Source organism: uncultured Desulfovibrio sp. (assembly GCF_944324935.1).
Taxonomy (GTDB): domain Bacteria; phylum Desulfobacterota; class Desulfovibrionia; order Desulfovibrionales; family Desulfovibrionaceae; genus Desulfovibrio.
This window is the reverse complement of sequence record NZ_CALUYG010000050.1, coordinates 1-19,285: the sequence shown is the minus strand read 5'-3', so window position 1 is coordinate 19,285 and position 19,285 is coordinate 1. Positions and strand designations below refer to the sequence as shown.

Annotated in this window: 17 protein-coding genes; 9 read left to right on the top strand and 8 right to left on the bottom strand. The window is 63.9% G+C overall.

Annotated features, from left to right (window positions below):
• Positions 1-386 precede the first annotated feature (386 nt).
• From Q0J54_RS10500 to fmt, 3 genes are all read left to right on the top strand, one after another.
• The gene (locus Q0J54_RS10500) at positions 387-1,247 is read left to right on the top strand and encodes a DMT family transporter (RefSeq protein WP_296305484.1); all 861 of its coding nucleotides are present in this window, start codon (positions 387-389) and stop codon (positions 1,245-1,247) included.
• 127 nt (positions 1,248-1,374) lie between these two features.
• Positions 1,375-1,893 carry a peptide deformylase gene (def, locus tag Q0J54_RS10495; RefSeq protein ID WP_296305481.1) on the top strand — a complete coding sequence of 173 codons (519 nt, stop codon included), beginning with the start codon at positions 1,375-1,377 and terminating at the stop codon, positions 1,891-1,893.
• The gene (fmt, locus tag Q0J54_RS10490; protein WP_296305479.1) at positions 1,866-2,867 is read left to right on the top strand and encodes a methionyl-tRNA formyltransferase; all 1,002 of its coding nucleotides are present in this window, start codon (positions 1,866-1,868) and stop codon (positions 2,865-2,867) included. The genes def and fmt overlap by 28 nt, the downstream gene beginning before the upstream one ends.
• On the opposite strand, the gene Q0J54_RS10485 is transcribed toward fmt, so the two are convergent.
• Positions 2,868-3,077 (bottom strand): hypothetical protein, encoded by a 210-nt coding sequence (locus Q0J54_RS10485; protein ID WP_296305477.1) that lies wholly within the window; start codon positions 3,075-3,077, stop codon positions 2,868-2,870.
• Positions 3,078-3,098: 21 nt separating this feature from the next.
• Here Q0J54_RS10485 and Q0J54_RS10480 point away from each other — a divergent pair, with 21 nt between their 5' ends.
• Together Q0J54_RS10480 and Q0J54_RS10475 are read left to right on the top strand one after the other, a co-directional pair.
• The gene (locus tag Q0J54_RS10480) at positions 3,099-3,974 is read left to right on the top strand and encodes a DUF116 domain-containing protein (protein WP_296305475.1); all 876 of its coding nucleotides are present in this window, start codon (positions 3,099-3,101) and stop codon (positions 3,972-3,974) included.
• 70 nt (positions 3,975-4,044) lie between these two features.
• The gene (locus tag Q0J54_RS10475) at positions 4,045-5,610 is read left to right on the top strand and encodes a transcription antitermination factor NusB (RefSeq protein WP_296305473.1); all 1,566 of its coding nucleotides are present in this window, start codon (positions 4,045-4,047) and stop codon (positions 5,608-5,610) included.
• A 488-nt stretch (positions 5,611-6,098) separates the two neighbouring features.
• Here the strand turns inward: Q0J54_RS10475 and Q0J54_RS10470 are convergent, their stop codons facing one another.
• The 3 genes from Q0J54_RS10470 to Q0J54_RS10460 all read right to left on the bottom strand — a co-directional run bounded on the left by Q0J54_RS10470 (position 6,099) and on the right by Q0J54_RS10460 (position 9,439).
• Positions 6,099-7,214, bottom strand: a complete 1,116-nt coding sequence (locus tag Q0J54_RS10470) for an aldo/keto reductase (protein WP_296305471.1) — start codon at positions 7,212-7,214, stop codon at positions 6,099-6,101.
• Between the two features lie 348 nt (positions 7,215-7,562).
• Positions 7,563-8,624: a ParB/RepB/Spo0J family partition protein gene (locus tag Q0J54_RS10465; RefSeq protein WP_296305470.1), complete on the bottom strand. Its 1,062-nt coding sequence runs from the start codon at positions 8,622-8,624 to the stop codon at positions 7,563-7,565.
• Positions 8,625-8,656: 32 nt separating this feature from the next.
• A complete protein-coding gene (locus tag Q0J54_RS10460; protein ID WP_296305468.1) occupies positions 8,657-9,439 on the bottom strand; it encodes an AAA family ATPase in 783 nt (260 codons plus the stop codon).
• 206 nt (positions 9,440-9,645) lie between these two features.
• Between Q0J54_RS10460 and Q0J54_RS10455 the strand changes: the two genes are divergently transcribed.
• On the top strand, positions 9,646-10,440 hold the full coding sequence (locus Q0J54_RS10455; protein ID WP_296305467.1) for a thioredoxin domain-containing protein: 795 nt from the start codon (positions 9,646-9,648) through the stop codon (positions 10,438-10,440).
• A 787-nt stretch (positions 10,441-11,227) separates the two neighbouring features.
• Here Q0J54_RS10455 and Q0J54_RS10450 read toward each other — a convergent pair.
• The 4 genes from Q0J54_RS10450 to Q0J54_RS10435 all read right to left on the bottom strand — a co-directional run bounded on the left by Q0J54_RS10450 (position 11,228) and on the right by Q0J54_RS10435 (position 14,532).
• Positions 11,228-11,863: a helix-turn-helix domain-containing protein gene (locus Q0J54_RS10450; protein WP_296305465.1), complete on the bottom strand. Its 636-nt coding sequence runs from the start codon at positions 11,861-11,863 to the stop codon at positions 11,228-11,230.
• Between the two features lie 165 nt (positions 11,864-12,028).
• The gene (locus Q0J54_RS10445) at positions 12,029-12,523 is read right to left on the bottom strand and encodes a C40 family peptidase (RefSeq protein ID WP_296305463.1); all 495 of its coding nucleotides are present in this window, start codon (positions 12,521-12,523) and stop codon (positions 12,029-12,031) included.
• 360 nt (positions 12,524-12,883) lie between these two features.
• The gene (gene thiE / locus Q0J54_RS10440; RefSeq protein WP_296305462.1) at positions 12,884-13,525 is read right to left on the bottom strand and encodes a thiamine phosphate synthase; all 642 of its coding nucleotides are present in this window, start codon (positions 13,523-13,525) and stop codon (positions 12,884-12,886) included.
• Between the two features lie 8 nt (positions 13,526-13,533).
• Positions 13,534-14,532, bottom strand: a complete 999-nt coding sequence (locus tag Q0J54_RS10435) for a DUF362 domain-containing protein (protein WP_296305460.1) — start codon at positions 14,530-14,532, stop codon at positions 13,534-13,536.
• 171 nt (positions 14,533-14,703) lie between these two features.
• Here Q0J54_RS10435 and Q0J54_RS10430 point away from each other — a divergent pair, with 171 nt between their 5' ends.
• The 3 genes from Q0J54_RS10430 to Q0J54_RS10420 all read left to right on the top strand — a co-directional run bounded on the left by Q0J54_RS10430 (position 14,704) and on the right by Q0J54_RS10420 (position 18,977).
• Positions 14,704-17,223 (top strand): mechanosensitive ion channel domain-containing protein, encoded by a 2,520-nt coding sequence (locus tag Q0J54_RS10430; protein ID WP_296305458.1) that lies wholly within the window; start codon positions 14,704-14,706, stop codon positions 17,221-17,223.
• A 109-nt stretch (positions 17,224-17,332) separates the two neighbouring features.
• On the top strand, positions 17,333-17,677 hold the full coding sequence (locus tag Q0J54_RS10425) for a cupin domain-containing protein (protein ID WP_296305456.1): 345 nt from the start codon (positions 17,333-17,335) through the stop codon (positions 17,675-17,677).
• A gap of 418 nt (positions 17,678-18,095) precedes the next feature.
• Entirely contained in the window at positions 18,096-18,977 is an 882-nt protein-coding gene (locus Q0J54_RS10420; RefSeq protein ID WP_296305485.1) for an SAM-dependent methyltransferase, read from the top strand.
• Positions 18,978-19,285: the final 308 nt, after the last annotated feature.

Here is a 19,285-nt window from a genome sequence, read left to right as displayed (position 1 = left end):
AAGAGTAGACATGGTAACCTCCGTCTCCATACCTACTCTTTTTTGAAGCGTATGGAAATAATGAGTCCTGACCCTAAAAACTTTACTTGTTCAGGCGTCAGCCGTCACGACATGCAGGGTGTCTGCTGACTGCAAGCCAGCCAGGATCTGAAAAGAACGGCAGATCAGGCTATTCTGCAGGGCCGTATTTTTTCATGTTGTCGGGGGACGTAACAACGTAGGGCTGTCTTACCGGGTCACGGTATCGTACAGAGTGACCCGAGTAAAAGTTTTGGGAAAGGAGAGGGGGAGCACGAGGGGGAGAGGGAAACCGTTTTTCAAAACGGTTTCTCTTTCCCCCTCGCAAAAAAAACACCGTTTCAACAAAAAAGAAGGGGGGCCGGGCCATGACATCACGGGGGGCGGCGCTAGTGTCCATGCATCTGGCGACGTTGCTATTCGGCGTTTCCGGCGTATTTGGGCGGCTGACAGTGTGCAGTGCGGAGATGATCGTGTTCGTACGTACGGTCTTTGCCTTGGGGCTGCTCTGGCTGTTGCTGCTTTGCCGAGGCGTGCGGCCGTGGCGGGGCGTGGACCGGCGTCAGGCCGCGGGGCTGGTGGTTTCTGCCGTCTTGCTGGCGCTGCACTGGTTCACGTTTTTTCTGGGCATCAAGACGGGCGGCGTGGCGGTAGGGACGCTGGGCTTTGCCTGTTTTCCGGCCTTTGTGGCCGTTTTTGAACATCTGTTTTTCCATGAGCGCATCACGCGGACGGAAAAATGGCTGATGCTGGCCGTGACGTGCGGCCTTGTGCTGGTGGCGCCCAGCTATGATTTCGGCGACAGCGGCACGGAGGGGCTGCTGTGGGGGATAGTTTCCGGCGCGATCTATGCGCTCAATGCGGTCAGCAATCGGCGCAATGTGGGCTCCATGAGCGGCGAGCAGGCCTGCTGGTGGCAGTATGCCGTCATAGCGCCGCTGACCCTGCCGCTGGTGGCGCGGGAGCTGCCGACCGTCAGCGGGGAGGACTGGCTGTGGCTGGCCTGCCTCGGTCTGCTGTGCAGCGGGCTTGCGTATACCTTGTTCGTCAACAGCCTGCGGACCATACCGGCCCGGCTGGCGGCCATCGTCATCGCGCTTGAGCCGCTGTATGCGATCCTGGTGAGCTGGGCCCTGCTGGGTGAAGCGCCGGGCCTGCGGACGCTGGCTGGTGGCGCGCTCATTTTGGGAGCGGTCGTGGCCGCCGGCTTGCGGCGGCGGACGTCCTGATGCGGCGGGCGGAGGGTGGCGGACAGAGGGGCGGTCATACTTGCGGGGCCTGCCGCCATTTTGTATGTTGAAGAACGACGCTGCCGCCCCGCGCAGAGCAGCGGCCAAACCTTGACAGCGAGTCGCCATGATCCTTGAAATAGTGACCTACCCTGATCCCCGGCTCAAGCTGAAATGCGAGCCGGTACGGGAAATAACGCCGGAGATCCGGCAGCTTGCCGCCGATATGCTGGAAACCATGTACGCCGCTCCGGGAGTGGGGCTGGCGGCGCCGCAGGTGGGGCGCAATATCCGCATGGTGGTGATGGATGACGGCGCGCAGGAAGAGGAACGCCGGCCGCGCGTGCTCATCAATCCCCGTCTGACGCTGAAAGGGGAAAAGGTGATCAGCAAGCAGGAAGGCTGCCTTTCCGTTCCTTTCAATTATCGGGCCGATGTGTCGCGCTCTGAGCGTGTGCATCTCCAGGCGCAGGATCTGGACGGGAACGAGATAGACGAGGAACTGACGGATTTTGCGGCCATCATCGTGCAGCACGAATGCGATCATCTTGACGGCCTGCTGTTCATCGACCATATCAGCCGCCTGCGGCGCAGCATGTATGATGCCAAGGTAAAGAAATGCCTCAAGCGAAAAGCTGCCGAATAGTCTTCATGGGCACGCCGGAACTGGCGGCCGTGGTGCTGCGGCGCCTGGCGGACTGGTCTGGCGGCGAGGTGGTAGCCGTGTATACGCAGCCGGACAGACCGGCAGGGCGTGGCCAGAAGCTGCGGCCCAGTCCGGTCAAGGAGGCTGCGCTGGCGCTTGGCCTGCCCGTGCGGCAGCCGGAGAACTTCCGAGATGCCGAAAGCGTGGCTGAACTGGCCGCCCTGACGCCGGATGTGCTGGCTGTGGCCGCTTACGGTCTTATCCTGCCGCAAGCCGTGCTGGACATTCCCCGGCTTGGGCCGCTCAACGTGCATACCTCGCTTTTGCCGCGTTACCGGGGGGCTGCGCCCATCCAGCGGGCCATCATGGAGAACTGGCAGCCTGGAGCCGAGAGCGGCGTTTCCATCATGCGCATGGAAAAGGGGCTGGATACCGGTCCTGTTTATACGCAACGACGCATTGCGCTTGCGGAACAGACGGCGGGCAGTCTGCATGATGCCCTGGCCGCGCTGGGGGCGGAGGCGCTGTGTGAGGTGATCGGCGAGCTGTGCGCCGGAACGGCGGTGGCCGTGCCGCAGGAGGAAAGCCAGGCGAGCTATGCCGCCAAGGTCTACAAGGAGGACGGCTATGTGGCCTGGGAGAGTCCGCTGGCGGCTGTCCATGCGCAGATACGCGGCGTGACCCCTTTTCCCGGTGCGCGTACCCTCCTGCAGGGGGAAGGTCTGGCCGAACCGCTGCTTTTGCAGCTCTGGCCCGGGCAGCCGGAAGCCTTTGCCGGGGGAGAGCGGCCCGCCTGCGGCAGCGTGCGGCGTGACAAGGCGGGACTTTCCGTGGCCTGCGCCGACGGCTGGTATCGGCTGGGGCGCGTGCGGCCTCCCGCAAAAAAGGAAATGGACGCGCCGGCACTCTGCAATGGTTTGTTACAAAAAATGCCGCTAGGGATCAGCGGCACGGCGTCCCGGCCTGAGGCATGATCATTTGACGTCCGAACCGCACACGATTCGGACGTCTTTTTTTATGTTTTTGACCTGTGATCCAGGAAAAGACTCTTTTTGCCTGAGAAGGCCGCTCAGCGCCAAATTTGGCCATCCGGCAATAATTGAGAAATATTCCTGAAAAATGGTTCGCAAAATGCCGGCCTGCCAAGCCGCGTGCTGTGCGCGTTCCGGCAGGAGTTGCGGCATCTTTTCCACCACGAGGGCGATATGTCCTTTTTGACCAAATCTTCCCATTCCCTGCCCGCGGACGAGTACGGCGGGGCGCACAAGCGGATTTTCATCGGCATGATGCTGGCGTCCTGCCTGTTGCTCTGCCTGGTCATCATCCTTCTTTTCATCCTGCCCTGGCTCGATCTGGGCGCTGTGGTCAGCTGGCTGCCGGCCTTCAACCGCGGGTTGGGCGTCCTGCTTATCATTGCCGTCTGCTGGCTGTGCCTGACGCTGGTGGTGCATATCCATACCGGGCGCTGCTTTCCGGGCATTCGTCCGGTACGTCAGGTGGTGATACGTCTGGTCTTTCCGCTTATGGAGGTGCTGGCGCGGCTGGTCGGTGTGGACAAGGCGCTGCTGCGCCGTTCCTTCATCAAGGTTAATAATGAGCTCGTGCTGGCTGACAGGAAGCGCGTGCGCCCTGAAGAGCTTCTTCTCCTGATGCCGCATTGCGTGCAGCGCAGCGCCTGCCCGCACCGCTTGAGCTACAAGGTGGATCTTTGCCGGCGTTGCGGCCTTTGCCCGGTAGGGGGGCTGCTGGACCTGCGCGATGCCTACGGCGTCCATCTGGCCATCGCCACCGGCGGCACCATCGCCCGGCGCATCGTGGTACAGCGAAAGCCGCGCTGCATCATAGCCGTAGCCTGTGAACGGGATCTGACCTCCGGCATCCAGGACAGTTATCCTCTGCCGGTGTTCGGCATCCTCAATGAACGGCCCAACGGCCCCTGTCTCGACACGCTGGTCCCTCTGGACAGGCTGGAGGAAGCCATTCGTCTCTTTCTGGATGTGCCGGCCGCACAGCCGCACATCATCCGTAAGGAATTACGGCCCCCTTCGACCGGGGGCGTGGGCGGCCCGGCGCGCGCGTAAGGCCGCCGGCAGCGCTGTCGCCACCGGCGGCGGAGATGCCGCCGGACTTAGCGCATAAGGAGCATGTAGCATGTCCAGTGAGGCAGCCGGGCGGGCGTCCGGCGGATTTGGAGAAAAGGCGCGGCTGCGCCGTCTGGGAGGCAGTCCGCAGGCGCTGGCCGTACGGGCCCTCTGCCTGCTGGACAGTCATCATGCGGCGGGCTGCACCATACAGGCCGCTTTACAGGAAGTTGGCGAACCGGCGGGAGCCGCGAGTCCGCCCCGCAAGGGAACAGACGGCAAGGGCGCGTCGAGCGGTGATATGGCATGGGCCGCCCGCGACAGGGCACTGGCGACGGAGCTGGCTTACGGCGCGCTGCGGCTTGAGCGCCGCCTGGGCTGGATCTTGGGCAAGTGCGTGCCTGCGCCGCGCAAGTTGCCGTTGCCGTTGCGGCGCATCCTTCAGGTCGCCGCGTATGCGCTGCTTTTTCTGGAGCGTGTCCCGGCGCACGCCGTTCTCCATACCGCGGTGGATCTGGCGGCCAGGCTGTACGGTCAGCGGATGGGCGGTCTGGTCAACGGCATTTTGCGGAGCGTGCAGCGCCTTGGCGACGCGCCGCGTTCCCGTGCTTTCTATGCGGGCAAGGAGCCAGCCGATTTTTTTGGCGGCCCGGAAGAGGAAAGTGGCCCGTCGGTGGATGAACCGGCACATCTGGCCGTGGCGGCCCGTTACTACGGACTGCCGCCGGCCCTCGCCGTCAGTTTGTCTGCGGAGGAGAACGGCGAGCCGGAGAGGGTGGAGGCGCTTTTTCGTCGATCGGCGCAACGCCCGTGGCATGGCTGGCGCATCAATGCGGCCTCGGCGCAGGGCGGGGAGGTGCTGGCGGCTGCTCTGTCCCTGCCGCCGTCGAACACTGTCCCGGCGGACGATACGGCGGGTGGGGCGGCGCATGCGCCCGTGTGCCGTGTGGGAGAGTGGGGCGTGGCCTTTGCGCCCGGCAACCAGCCGGAGCGTCTGCTTGGCCGCGCCCTGCGTGACTGGGAAAGCGAGGGCGTGCTTTCCGCACAGGCAGCCGGTTCGCAAGCGATTTTGGAAGAACTCGGCCTGCGGGACTGGGGGCGGGATGGCCGTCCTGTCTGGGACGCCTGCGCCGGTCAGGGCGGCAAGGGGCTGGCTCTGGCGGAGCAGGGCGCACGGCTTTTGCTCTGTACGGATACCTCCCGCCGGCGTCTGGAACGCATCGCCCGGGAGTGCCGGCGGCTGGGGCTGGCCTGCCCGGGGCTGGCGCTGGCCGATGCCCGCCAGCCCGTGATCCGCCCGGGGAGCTGGAGCGGGGGGATCATTGCCGATGTGCCGTGCAGCGGACTCGGCGTGCTTGCCCGCCGGCCGGATATCCGACGCCGTCCGCTGGCGGAGATGCGCCGGCTTGCGGATGTACAGCGCGACATTGCCGAGGCGCTTGCCGCCTGTCTTGCCGTAGGGGGCGAGCTGGCCTATCTGACCTGCACGCTGCGCCACGAGGAAAATGAGGAACAGCTGGAAAGGCTGTTGCGGCTGCCGGACATGCGCCTGGAATGCTGCCGCGTCTGGAAGACGCCGTGGAATCATCCCTGGCTGGAAGGCATGTTCGGCGCGCGGCTGCGGCGCGTGGCGTAGCGCGTATCGATACAAGGCGCAAGACAGTGGGGGAGGGCAGGCCTTCGGCTTGCCGCCAATCCTTCCAACTTTCTGCGTCGCCTGACAGGGACGGCTTACCGGTCTGCCTGCCGGGGCCCTGCCGGCGCGGGAGGGGCCAGCCTGTTCACTGCAACGCGAGAAAAGGCGTCCACGTCAGCCTTCCCCAACGACATCCGTCTTTTGCCGGCGCGCGTGAGCCAGGAAGGAGACGGCACGGCGCTTTTCCCAACGCATGCGGCATATCCTGGGAAGTATCCGTGGCGGCAGCCTCCCGGGGGAACGCGCTGTCTAGGAAGGGAGCGCTGCCGCTTCCGCTCCGGCAAATGGAGCGCCCTGCCGGTGCGGGGAACGTGCCCGCATCGACGATGGAGTGTACAGGGCAGGACGAACCGGTAAGCGGTCGATCCCGCCCTGAGTCGCGGGGAGCGACAAACATGCCTGGCGGCTGTCATGTGCGCGGGGCATGATTATTTGTCGATCTGGCTTTCTGTGAAAGCGTCCGCACGATGTCCCATCAGGTGAATCTGTGCATGTTCGTCCGCAAAGGCCCTGAGTTCGTCGGCGGACAGGCTGACCCGCACAGCCCCGACAAGTTCGTCGAGATGCGCCGGATTGGTCGTTCCCGGTATGGGGGCGACCCACGGGGCCTGGGCCAGCAGCCAGGCAAGAGAGAATTGCGACATGGTGCAGCCCTTGCGTTCCGCCCAGCGGCGGATCAGATGGGGCAGGGGCATATTGTGCTTCAGGGCTTCGGGCGTGAACTGGGGGAGGGTGGCGAGGCGGCCGGTGGGGAAGCGGCTGTTTTCGGTGATGGCTCCGGTCAGAAAGCCGCGTCCCAGGGGACAGTAGGGGACAAGCCCTATGCCAAGTTCGCGCAAGGTGGCGAAGACCTTGGTTTCCGGTTCGCGCCAGAGCAGGGAATATTCGCTTTGTACGGCACTGAGCGGCTGCACGGCATGAGCCCGGCGGATGGAGGCGGCGCTGGCCTCGGACATGCCGAAATGCAGGACTTTCCCTTCCTGGATAAGGTCCTTTACTGTTCCGGCCACTTCTTCCACGGGGACAGCGGGATCGACGCGATGCTGATAAAGGAGATCAATGCGGTCGGTACGCAGCCGGCGCAGAGATCCTTCCACCGCGCGGCGGATATGCTCCGGTCGGCTGTTCAGGGCCGTGGGCTGTCCTTCCTCGACGCCGAAGCCGAATTTTGTGGCAATGACCACCTGATCCCGCACCGGCGCAAGCGCTTCTCCCACCCATTGCTCACTGATGTACGGGCCGTAGACTTCCGCCGTATCAAAAAACGTGATCCCCTTGTCGAACGCATGGCGGATAAGGGCTATCATATCCTTTTTGTCATAGACGCCGCCATAATATCCCACCATAGGCAGACAGCCGAGCCCCAGCGAGGAGACGGACAATCCTCCGAGTTTGCGGGAGTCGTCCGACGAGCCCTGTGCCACGTCATCAGCACGGGGCAGCGCCTGCGCCGTGCCGGGCGAAAGGAGCAGGGCGGCGCCGAGGGCCAGTCCTCCGGCAAGGAAGCGGCGACGATCAAAGCGGGCTGCGGAAAGCGTATTCATGGTGATCCCTCCTGCTGCGGATGTTCTTCCTTGTCCATAGCGCCACGGACGCATGCCTGCCAGCGCTGATCGTTGCAATTTTTTGCCTGATTGTCTCAGAGGCATGGCACTCCCCCGCGGGTAAAGCATCAAATGCCGACGCGTCCGAAGGCTGTGTACGGACATCCTGCCGGCGGCAAGGCGGGCTGAAGGACGCGTGTGCCGGAGAAAGGGAAAAACGCCCCGCCTGCCGGTGAGGGCAGGCGGGGCGGAAGGTAGCGCACGGGATCGGTCCGGCAAAAGGCTCAGTCCGGCCGCCGCTACTCGCGGTGACGAACGACAGCGGCCGGGGAAAGAGGTTGGAGTGGCTTAAAGCGTTTCCGTTTCGGGCAGCGAGGCCCCGGCAGCGGCATCGCCCGTGGGAGAGACTGCGGGAGAGACTGCGGGAGTGGCGGAGGCCGTATCCGGCGTTTCATCCTGCTCGCTGGCGGCGGGTACAGCCTCCCATGTGCAGCTCATGCGCTGCAAAAGCTGACGCAGCTCTTCCGGGCTGGAATAGGTCAGCGTGAGACGGCCGCTTTGCGCGTTGCCGCTGAGACGGGCCTTGCAGGGAAGCTCCCGGCACAAATAGTCCTGAAGGGAAGAGAGCAGGGGATCCTTGCGACGTTTGCCGCTCAGGGGGTCCGGTGCGGCTTTTTTGTCCGTCGCTGCGACGGCATCCTGTTCTTTCCAGGAAAATTGCCGATGTTCCCGCCAGTGGGCCGCGGCGTCTTCCGTCTGGCGCACGGTGAGGCTTGCGGCAAGGATGCGCTGCCGCAATTCTTCGGCCGCGGCGGGGTCCTCCGTTTCGAGGGTGAGCAGGCAACGGGCATGGCCGGCGCTCATGCGACCCTGCTCCACATCATCCTGGGCGGCAGGGCTCAGGCGCAACAGGCGCAGCGCATTGGCAATGGCGGGACGGCTTTTGCCCAGCCGACTTGCCAGCGCATCCTGGGTGAGGTCCAGCGTTTCCTGAAGTTTGGCCAGCGCCCTCGCCTCTTCAACAGGGTTGAGGTCTTCCCGCTGGAGGTTTTCGATAAGGGCCGCCGCCATGACGTCCTTGTCGTCCATGACACGGATGATGACGGGGACCTTGCCCAAGCCGGCCAGTTTGGCCGCCCGCCAGCGCCGTTCGCCGGCCACGAGCTGGTAGCCGTCACCCAGAGGGCGGACCAGCAAAGGCTGGAGGATGCCCTGTCTGCGGATGGATTCGGCCAGCTCCCGGAGGCTTTCCTCATTGAAGTTTTTGCGGGGCTGCTCCGCATTGGGAGTGATGTCCGCAAGGGGAAGGGTGCGCGGCGCTTCTTCCGTACCGCTGTTGCCGGGCCGCCCGGCCGGGGCACCGGAGAAAAGGGCCCCCAGGCCTTTGCCAAGTCCTTTGTTCAGGCTCATAGTTGTCCTCGTGTAACCGGCGTCGAACGAATTTACTGCGGATTCTTTTTGCCGGGGTTGCGTAGGACAACCTCCTTGGCCAGCCCGAGATAGGCTTCCGCACCCTTGGATTTGACGTCGTAATGGATAATGGATTTTCCGTGGCTCGGCGCCTCGGACAAGCGGACATTGCGAGGAATGACCGTTTCAAAGAGATGTTCGGGAAAGCAGCGGTGTACCTCATCCGTGACGTCCCGGGTCAATCTGTTGCGCGCGTCATACATGGTGAGCACGACCCCCAGGAGCTGCAATTCCGGGTTGAGGCGTTTTTTTACTTGTTCATAGGTTTGCAGGAGTTTGACGATGCCTTCCAGCGCAAAAAATTCGCATTGCAGGGGGACAAGGAGTTCCCTTGCCGCGCAGAGGGCGTTGAGCGTCAGCAGGCCAAGGGATGGGGGACAGTCAAGTATGACATATTCATACGCGCCGGACACGGTCTTGATGCAGTCATCCAGATAATATTCTCTGGCCATGCGATCGACCAGCTCCAGTTCGACAGCCACCAGATTGGTGCTGGCAGGCAGGATGTCCAGAAAGGGGGTTCGGGTCTTGGTGATGCTTTGGGACGTGTTCTCCGGCGTATAGAAAGTGGAGTAGAGGTCGGCCTCCAGTGATTCCTGTTCGATGCCGCAACCGCTGGTGGAGTTCGCCTGGGGGTCACAGTCCACCAGCAGCACTTTTTTCTCCATGACGGCCAGTGCCGCTGCCAGATTGATGGCGGTGGTCGTTTTGCCGACGCCACCTTTCTGGTTGGCGATCGCAATTATTCTGCTCATCGCAAATCCTCCGAAATCTCGTGTTTCACATGAAACGCGCCAAGCTGGCAATGTGCGTTTCATGTGAAACGCGTTTTTCAAAATAGGCAAAGCAAGCAAAAAGCGCAAGGATATGGTGGAGAAATTACATAAAAATCTTTTCACTTGGCAGAGCATTGACATTCTTGCCAAGGTCAGGAAAAAGTACTGGAAAAAAGGAAGGTGACATGTTCTCGTATAAAAAAATGCTCTTGGCCTGTACGGCTCTCGCCATGCTGGGAACCGTCTCGCCCGCCCGTGCGGCAACGCCGGTGACGGATGATAATTTGCGGGAAACGCTGCAAACGATCCTCCGGGAGAACCCTGAGCTCGTGCTGGATGTGCTGCGCGACAACAGTGAGACCGTACTGGATATTGCACAGCAGGGCTCCAATCTGCGTCGCAAGAACGCCTTGCGCGAGCAGTGGAAAAATGATCTGAAAAAGCCCAAGGACATCGCCACGGATGATCGCCCGTTGCTCGGCTCCGCCAAGGCTCCCGTTCGCATCGTGGCCTTTTCCGATTTTACATGCCATTTTTGCCAGCAGGCATCTCGCACGCTGGAAAAGCTGATGGATGAATACGGCAACAAGGTTTGCCTCGTCTTCAAGAGCCTGCCGCAGGATGCCGATGGGCCCAGCGCGCTGGCGGTCACCTATTTCGTGGCCCTTGCCCAGCAGGATCAGGCCAAGGCCTGGAAGTTCCATAACGCGCTCTTTGCCAATCGGGACAAGGTCATCAGCGAGGGAGAAGAATTCCTGCGCCGTACGGCCAAGGATCTCGGCGCGGATATGCGCCGTCTGGACAGGGATCGCAACAGCCGGAAAGTCAAGGACATCATCAAGGGCGATCTTGAAGATGCCGAAAAGCTGGCTGTGGAAGGAACTCCTTACTTCCTTGTGAATAATCTGGTCGTGCGTGGCGCATTGCCGCAGGACCTTTTCAAGTCAGCCATTGAAATGGCGCTTTCCAACAGCAAGTAGCCGTCGCGCCCCCCAAGAGTGTCAGGCCTCTGTTTCCCTTCGGGGACAGAGGCTTTTTTTGTGGATTGCCGGGCGGAGGGTCCACGGTCGTCATCCCTTCCGGGGACGGGCTGCGGTGTCGTCGTCCGGCGTCGTGCACAAGGGAGAGGGGAGGGCGGCAGCCGCAGGCAAGGCGGCTTTTCTGAAAGGGGCTCCGCATCCAGCCTGCGGAGGGGCTGCCACGGTGGCCGGCCTGGCCTGCCAGGTGGTATGCCTGGTCGTCGGCCATCGGGCGGTGGGTCTGCGTATGTTGGGGTGCGGCGACCCGTCGGCGTATGCAAGGTCCTCGTGCGGTATGCACGTCGGCCGGGCAAGGGGCGTCCCGTGTTGCATTGCGAGGGCAATCCAACACAATTTTTACAAAAAATTTCAACAGATAAAATGAACACACCAAGCACGCTCCGCCTACCTTTGGGGCGGAGTTTCCCTGTCCCTTATCCTTCCCCGGAAAAAGCGCGCTGAGGAAAGGATGGGGGTTTTGGGGGAAGGCAGCGAACGGCCCGCAGGCCCTGCCCGTTAGGCGACACAGGAGCCTTACAGGCAACGCCAGCAGAGCGAGGAGGGCCCTCCTTCCCCCAAACAGACAACGAACAGGGCCAGAAGGCCCTCAGGGAGGAAAGCGCTTGCGGACACGCCGGAGCGGCTACGACGCCGGCTCGTTGCGGCATGCGAGGTCAGGCAGGGTGGCCGGCCGTCGCGGCCCGCCGGAAAGTGCGCTCGCGGGCGGCGTTGGGGCAACGGATGCGGATCAGGCGGAAGGCTGTCGCTGGATGAGCTTGCCCACCCATCTGCGGATCTGTTCCAGATCGGATTGATGATTTTTTTCGCAGGCCTCCAGCAGGGTCCGCAGGGTCCGAACCTCCTTGATGATCTCCGGCGCGGCGTCGGCCGGGCGCGCATCGGCCCCCCCGGCGGGAAGAGGCATGCGCTCCACCAGCAGGCGCATCACCTGCAACATGCCTTCCAGTGCCGTTGTCTGGCGCTCCAGCAATTGCAGGACAGCCGGCGAATCAGCGGGAGGCAGGCTTTCCTGTGACAGGCTTCCGGCAATGGCCGCCGGAGGCACGGCGCAAAGAGACAGCTCGTCGGGAGCGGCCGGCGCAAGCACGCTCAGGGGGCGGGTGTCCACATTGCGGGGGAACTGGGAGGCCAGCAGTTCTTCCACGCTGGCGGCGGTGCGGGATTTTTGCATTTCTTCCAGCACAAGGGAGATGACGTCCAGCGTTTCGGGGCGGTAGCGCCGGCGACGTCCTTCCCCCACGCTGGGGATGTGTTCGGCAAAGCGTTTGCAGTAGTAGCGCGCCGTGGATTCCGGCAAGTCGAAATGCCGGGCGATGTCGGCGATGCTGAGCAGGGTGGGGTCCTGTGGAACGGAAGTGGTCATGGGGTCTCCTGTCGGTCAGGGCAGGGGGGCTGTCCTGCCATCTGCATGCGATGGAAACATGAGTGCCGCCCGGGCCGTCCGCTCACACGGTGTAACGATGTGGCGGACGATGCGCCGCCGTCGTCCCGGAACCGCTGCCGGGACGACGGAGCCGGCGGGCGCTCCTCAGCGGGCGACGCGCCGGACGGACACAAGCTTCTTGCGCCAGTAGTCGATCTTGATGCTTTCTTCCCGGACGCGTTCGCCACGTCGCGGGCTGTGGATGAACTTGTCGCCTCCGGCATAGATGCCGGTATGCAGTCCGCGCGGACTGTTGCCCGTGCGAAAAACCACGATATCACCGGGCCGGGCCTGATTGCGCGCCACGGCGCGTCCCGTGCGGGCCTGATCCACCGTGATGCGCGGCATTTCCAGTCCGTTTTGTCGGTAGGCCCAGTAAATGAGCCCGGAACAGTCAAAGCCCTTGGCCGGGGACGCTCCCCCGGAGCGGTATTTTTTCCCCATTTGGGAATAAGCGGTCTTGAGCACGCGCTGTGCCTGCGCCGGGGTGATGTCGTCCCTGGGCGAGGTGGACGCGCCAAAAAAGCCGCAGCCGGAAAGCAGAAAAGCCGAATAGAAACTCAGGACTGTCAGAGAGGATGTTCGCCACCATCTGTACATGATACACCTGCGATACATATGTCCCCCGAGTGTTGGCAGGGGGGTTGTGTAGGGCCCGCCTGCACCGGCGAGCACTTTCAGTCTACCTGATAAAAATGAATTTTCAAGAAAAAAATCAACAAGTTATCTCTAGAAAAATGCTTGAGATTGTCCATAGACATTCCAGGATGCACGAAAAGCTTCGGAAAGCGCCCCGCTGGGGGAAAAGAATGCGGTGGGCGAGAGGAGAGTGTGCCGGCGGCCGGGCAGCGAGGGGATAAGGAGGGGATGAGGCAGGAGGGGGCAGGCGGTCGAAAAAAAGCAGCGACAGGTCGTGCCTGCCGCTGCCGGAGAAAGGGGCTGCCGGCTATGCCGGGGAGGTCAGGCCCGCCGGTGCATGGCCCGGCGCACGGCGGCCACCTTGCCGACGATGTCCTCGGCGCTGACCAGCTCGGAAACAAGGGCGCAGCATCTGGCGCCATGCGCCGCCACCTCGGCGATGTTGTGTTCCTTGATGCCGCCGATGGCCACAAAGGGCGTGCTGATATTGGCGGCCACCCAGTCAAGGTAGGCATAGCCTACCGGAGCGGTGACGTCTTCCTTGGTCTGGGTGGCGAAGATGGGCCCGACGCCCAGATAGTCCGCCCCGAGCCGGACGGCCTCGCGGGCCTGATCCGGGCAATGGGTGGAAAGACCGATACACATCTTGCTCCCCACCAGTGCCCGTACGTCCGGCAGGGGGATGTCCTCCTGGCCGATATGCACGCCGTCGGCTTCAGCCAGCATGGCGAGGTCGATGTGGTCGTCCACGATGAAGCAGGCTCCCGCCTCGCGGGTAAGGCGGCGCATGAGGCGGCACTGTTCCAGCATCTCGCCGCCTTTCAGCTTTTTTTCCCGGTACTGGATGATGCGTACGCCGGCGGCCAGCAGGGCGGAGACCACGGTCTCCAGCGGCCGTCCGAGGGAAAGGCGGGAATCGGTCAGGGCATAGATGTCGGTTTCGTTGGGCAGGATGACGGGCATGAAGCCTCCTAGGATTTGAAGGAAAGCCAGAAGCGGTGCAGACAGCTTTTCAGCAGACGCCAGGGACGGAAAGAGGTGTGCAGCAGATGGACGGGCACGCGAAAATCCGTCACGGCGCAGTCCGCGGGCTGCAGGAGGGGATAGCGCGGCCGGCAGCCGTTGGCAAGGCAGTCGGCATGGCCTCGGCGCACCAGCGCCGCCGCCAGCGGCACGTCTTCCACGGTGCAGCCCAGCAGGGCGCAAAAGGCTTCATCCAGCGCTACGCAGGATGAGGATGCCCCCAGCAGGCCGAGCGGATAGGGAGAACCATTGGAAGGGCCGGTCTCGTGCATGGCCACGATGCCGTCCAGCAGCCCCGCGGTCGGTGGCAGCGCCGCCGCCAGCGCCGCCAGGCAGTCGGCGAAGATGTCGGGCTCCTGCCCCTGCCGGGTGTGGATGACGGCTTTACGCAGGCCGCAGACGCAGCCGAAAAGATTCTTGACGCTCAGGGTCAGGCGCATCTGGGAATGCGCCTTGACGCGGGCCGCTGAGACGATGAGGTCGCTTTCCAGCGCAAGGCGGCTGACAGGGAAGCTGACGCCGCCGTCCAGCGCGAGACGTTGCGGGGCATCCAGCGCTTCCACACGAACGCCCAGCGGGGCAAGGGCGTCGGTCAGTCCTGTTTTGCGGGCTACGGCCGAGGCCGTGCCGAAGCCGGGCGAATCTGCCACGCGCACGCGCGCGCCCTGATCCAGCAGCCAGCGGCAGGCCGCCTCCATCACGGCCGGACTGGTGCAGGCCAGCGGCCGGGCGGTCACCAGATTAGGTTTGAGCAGCACATGCTTGCCGTGGAGCTTGCGCAGGGGGGATCCCGCCGCGCAGACGTCCAGCAGGTGGGGCAGCACTTCCCGCACCGTCTGACTGTCCGGGCAGCGGGCCAGGGCCACCGCGGGGCGTGAGCCATCCCCGGAGGGATCGACGGGGCCGGCCATGACAGGACGGACGGGGGAGGAAGCTGCACTGTGCATGGCCCTCACTATGCCGCCTGCCGTCCGGTATGTAAAGCCTTCGCCGCCCGGCGGCCCACCGGGGCCGGCCGCCCTTTTCAAGGGCGGGGTCTTGGGGTAGTGTCCTCCTGTTTTTGACGCAGACGCCCGTCTTCGGGCCAGCCCTTTTTTCTTAGCCGAGCGGAGGAAGGAATGCCCCGTTATCTGCACATGTGCCTGATCCTGCTTGTGGTCAGCGCCTTGACCCTGTGTTTTCAGCCTGTTGCCCCGGGCTGGGCGGCGGATGCCCCGTCCGCCGCGGAAAAAAAGGCCGCGGATGCCGATCCCGACAAGGGCGGCGCGGCCGATGCGGAAAAGAAGGAGCCGGAAAAACCCGCACCCGACCCGTGGGGAGACATCTGGGAAGGCCAGCGGGACTATCTGCAACGGGTCATCAGTGAAGTCCGCCAGAAGGATTCCCAGTTCTCGGGGCGTATCGCCAGTCTGTCGGTCAGCGAGGAGAACGAGGCCCGCCGTCTGCTGGTGCTGGCCAATACCTTCAAAAAATGGCCCAACGCTCTGGAAGCCGTGGACCGCCGTCTCGGCCTGACGTACCGGCATGTGCAGTCGCTGCTGGAAGGCCCCATGCAGGACAGGGTTCAGGTACAGACCATGCTGGAGCGCATACGCACCCTGTCGGCCTCCCTGCCGGACGACACCCAGAATGCCGGAGCGGAGATCAAGGGATATGCGCGGGACATCCGGCAGGCGCGCAGCCGTCTGGAGAATCTGCTCAAGCGCTATGATACGGCGCTTGCGCCGGCACAGAGCCTGCTGCGGGATCTTGAGGCCGCCCAGAAGGACATCAACACTCTGCTGCCCGGTCTGTGGAAAAACTACTATTTGAGCGGGACCGTCCCCTACCTCTATCCCGAGACCTGGGTGCAGGTGGGCCGACAGCTCCAGCTCTTCACGCAGGGGCTCAAGCTGCGCCTGCCGGTGGAGCTGCCCACCACGAGCGAACAATGGAAGAGCGTTGCCCTGCGGCTTTTCCTGAGCATCGCCTTCAGCGTGCTCATCGCCGTCTTGCTGCGCCGCCGCTGCACGAGCTGCCGTACGGACATCACCATGCGGCATCTCGTGTATGTCAGCGTGCCCTGGCTGCTGCTGGGCATGTGCGTCATCTCCGCCTCCCTGTCGGCGACGGACGATACGTTCCGGCTGTTCCTGGCCGTGGGCAACCTCAACATCATCGTGGCGCTCGTCTTCCTGGCCTGGGACTTGCGGCGGCTGCGCCACACCGAGGTCCCGGCCGAGCCTTCGCCGTTCTGGCGGCTCATACCGCTGACCTTTGCGGCCTATATCCTGCTGTATGTGCCGCTGCCGCAGGCGGTGGCCGTGGTGGCCTGGATCATCTCCATCATCGTATACATGATCGTGCAGCGCAAACGCCGTTTCGACACGGATTTCGGTCCCATGCAGCTGGAGTCCTCCGTCTGCTCCGGGCTGCCGGTGGTGCTCTGGATCGTGCTGGTACTCGCCCTGCTGGGCCTGCATGTCTACAGCATGGCGCTCTATCTGCTCTATGCCTCGGTCTCGCTGGCCATCCAGCTGGGCATGGGCAGCATGTCCCTGATCAACAAGATCAATGTGCAGCTCAACAAGGAGGGAGGCACGGCGGCCCTGACCAGCGTGCTGCTGGCGCTGGCCGCGCCGCTCATGCTGGTGCTGGCGGCGTGCAGCATCGGCCTGTGGGTCATCACCCTGCCGGGTGGCTTCTACATCCTGCGGGACTATGTGCTGCAGGGGGTGGACGTGGGCAGCACCCGCTTCAATGTGGTGCAGGTGCTGCTGATCTTCAGCATGTTCTTCATCACCCGTACGGCCGTGCGCATGGCCTGCCGTTTCCTCGGCCATCTGCCCGAGAAGGGCATGACCATCGACGCCACGCTCATTCAGCCGCTCCAAACGGGCGTCACCTATACGCTCTGGGCCTTTTTCGGCCTGTTCATGCTCCGGGCCCTGGGTATGGAGCTGAGCAATCTGGCCATGGTCGCCGGCGGTCTTTCCGTCGGTATCGGTTTCGGCATGCAAACCATCATCAACAACTTTCTTTCCGGGCTCATCCTCATTTTCAGCCGCACCATGCAGGTGGGGGACGTGGTGGAAGTGGGCAACACCACGGGCCGCGTCCGCAAGATCAGCGTGCGCGCCACCATCGTTGAGACCTACGATAACGCCATCATCTATGTCCCCAATGCGGAATTCGTCTCAAGCCGCCTTATCAACTGGACGCGCAACAGCCGTTCCGTCCGCCTCCAGGTCGATGTGGGGGTGGCCTACGGCACAAGCACCGAGCTCGTCATGCGCATCATGCACGACATTGCCAAGAGCCACCCCAGCATACTCAAGTATCCCGAACCGGTGGTGCTTTTCACGGCCTTTGGCGACAGCACGCTGAATTTCGCCCTGCGCTTCTGGGTGCAGGATTATGACGTGGGCGTCACCACCTCGTCCGACATCCGGCTGAGCATGGAGCGCGAATTCCGCGCCCATAATATCGAGGTGGCCTTCCCGCAGCTGGATGTCCATGTGAAGCAGCTGCCGCCGCGTGCCCTGACGCCCCGCGACCTGCCGCCCCGGCAGAATCCCCGTCCTCCGGCGCTGCGCCGGCCCCGGCCCGGGACGGCCCGCCGGCGGGGCATGACGGCGCCCGCGAGCAAGGAGGCCTGATCCCTCAAGGAGAACTTTCGTGATGCCAAACGCGCCGCGACATCGTGCGCGGCGCTGGTGTCCGCTTCATTCCCTCAGCAAACGCGGCAAGGCCGCAAGGAGGTAGACTATGGTTCGTCGCAAACAGGATGCCGTGACGCTGGAGCGCAGCATGTTCGGCGGTCCCGGCCTGGGGCAGGCCCTGCAGATCCTCAATGACGGGGAATTCGCCGGCAAGGGGCGGCTTTTCAATCATGTGCGGCTGGCGCCCGGCTGTGCCGTGGGCAAGCATGCCCATCACGGGGAGTTCGAGGTCTATTATATCCTGAAGGGCGAGGGGACCTATGACGACAACGGGACGGAATGCCGTGTCGTCGCCGGCGACGTGACCGTCTGCCCGGACGGCGAGACGCACGGGCTCCTCAATTCGGGTACGGAAGATCTGGAGTTCATCGCCCTCATCCTCTTCATGTAGCATGACGCCGGCAGCGGGCAGGTCCGCGACCAGCGCCGGCAGGCCGTCCGAGGGTATCGGGCGGCCTTTTTTCGTGGAGTGGGGGCCGGCGGCAAGGCCGGCCTTCGCCTGCGGACTTGGCCCGTGCCCCGCTTTGCGCTAGTGTGACGGGATGCAACATCGTCGTCTGCCTCCTGCCGCCCGTTCGTCCCGCCTCCGTCCGCATGACCCGTCCGCCGCCCCCGCCCGGGCCCGCCCGGAGAGCGCCGCCCCCGCACAAGTGCCGTCAGCGCAGCCGGAATGGCGCAAGCAACGGCGGGAACGGCGCGCCGCCGCCCAGGCCGACGAGCGGCGCAGGCTGGCGCAACGCTGGCCCCTTTTGCCGCGCGCGGCGCTGCCGCGGGACGATTTCAGCGTGCAGCTTGCGCCGCACGGCTATATGGAGCCCCTGCTGGAAGAGCTGGGGCCCCGCGTCATCACCGTGCGCGGTCGCCTTGTGCTCGCCGCAGGCACGGAGCCGGCCGCCTGGGCCCAGAATGTCTGGACAGCGCCGCGCTGGCTGGAAGCCGTTTCCATCGGGCAGGCGGTACGGGCGCTGACGGCCCTGCAACGCAACTGGCGCGGCCATGCCCTGCCCGACAGCGGCCATCAGCGGCGGCAAACCCTCATGGAGGCGGCCTTGCCGCATGTGGGGGCTCGTCCCCTGTCGTTCGGAGAGCCGGCCCCCACGGCCCCGCTGGGGGCCTTCACCCTCTGGGAGCACGATCTGTTGCTGGCCTCGCCCGTCACCACGTCGCCCTTTGCCGACGGGGAAGCCCATTTTGCGGAAAACAGGACGGATCCGCCGGGGCGGGCTTACCTGAAGCTTTGGGAAGCCTTCACCCTCGATGGACGGTGGCCGCGCCCCGGGGAACTCTGCGTGGATCTGGGCGCTTCACCGGGCGGCTGGACCTGGGTGCTGGCCGGGCTGGGGGCGCGGGTCTTCAGTCTGGACAAGGCCGAACTGGCCCCGCAGGTGGGCAGGCTGCCCAATGTGAACCACTGTCTCGGCAGCGGCTTCGGACTGGAACCCCGTCATGTGGGCCGGGTGGACTGGTTGTTTTCGGACATGATCTGTTACCCGGAGCGCCTGCTCCAGATCGTCCGTCAGTGGATAGAGGCGCGGGCCTGCGCCCATGTGGTCTGTACGCTGAAATTCCAGGCGGAGACGGATCATGCGGTGAGCCGGGCCTTTGCCGCCATCCCGGGCGGCAGGCTCCGGCATCTTTTCTGCAACAAGCACGAGCTGACCTTCATCTGGCATGAGGCGGACATCATTTAGTGCCTGTTGACACCATGCGGTGCTTGTTTTTTTGGGGGGCAGGGGAACCCCTCCGCCGGCGCGGGAGGGGTTCCCCTGCCCCCCAAGCCCCCCATCCCTTCCCCAGCGCGCTTTTATCAAGGGAAGATACGGGGGATGAGGTGTCCCGCCCTGAAGGCAGGCAGAGCGCGACCGAAAGGCGGCCGCAGGCCGTGCCTGTTAGGCGACGGAGGAGCCTTACAGGCATCGACAGCAGAGCGCGACCGAAAGGCGGCCGCAGGCCGTGCCTGTTAGGCGACGGAGGAGCCTTACAGGCATCGACAGCAGAG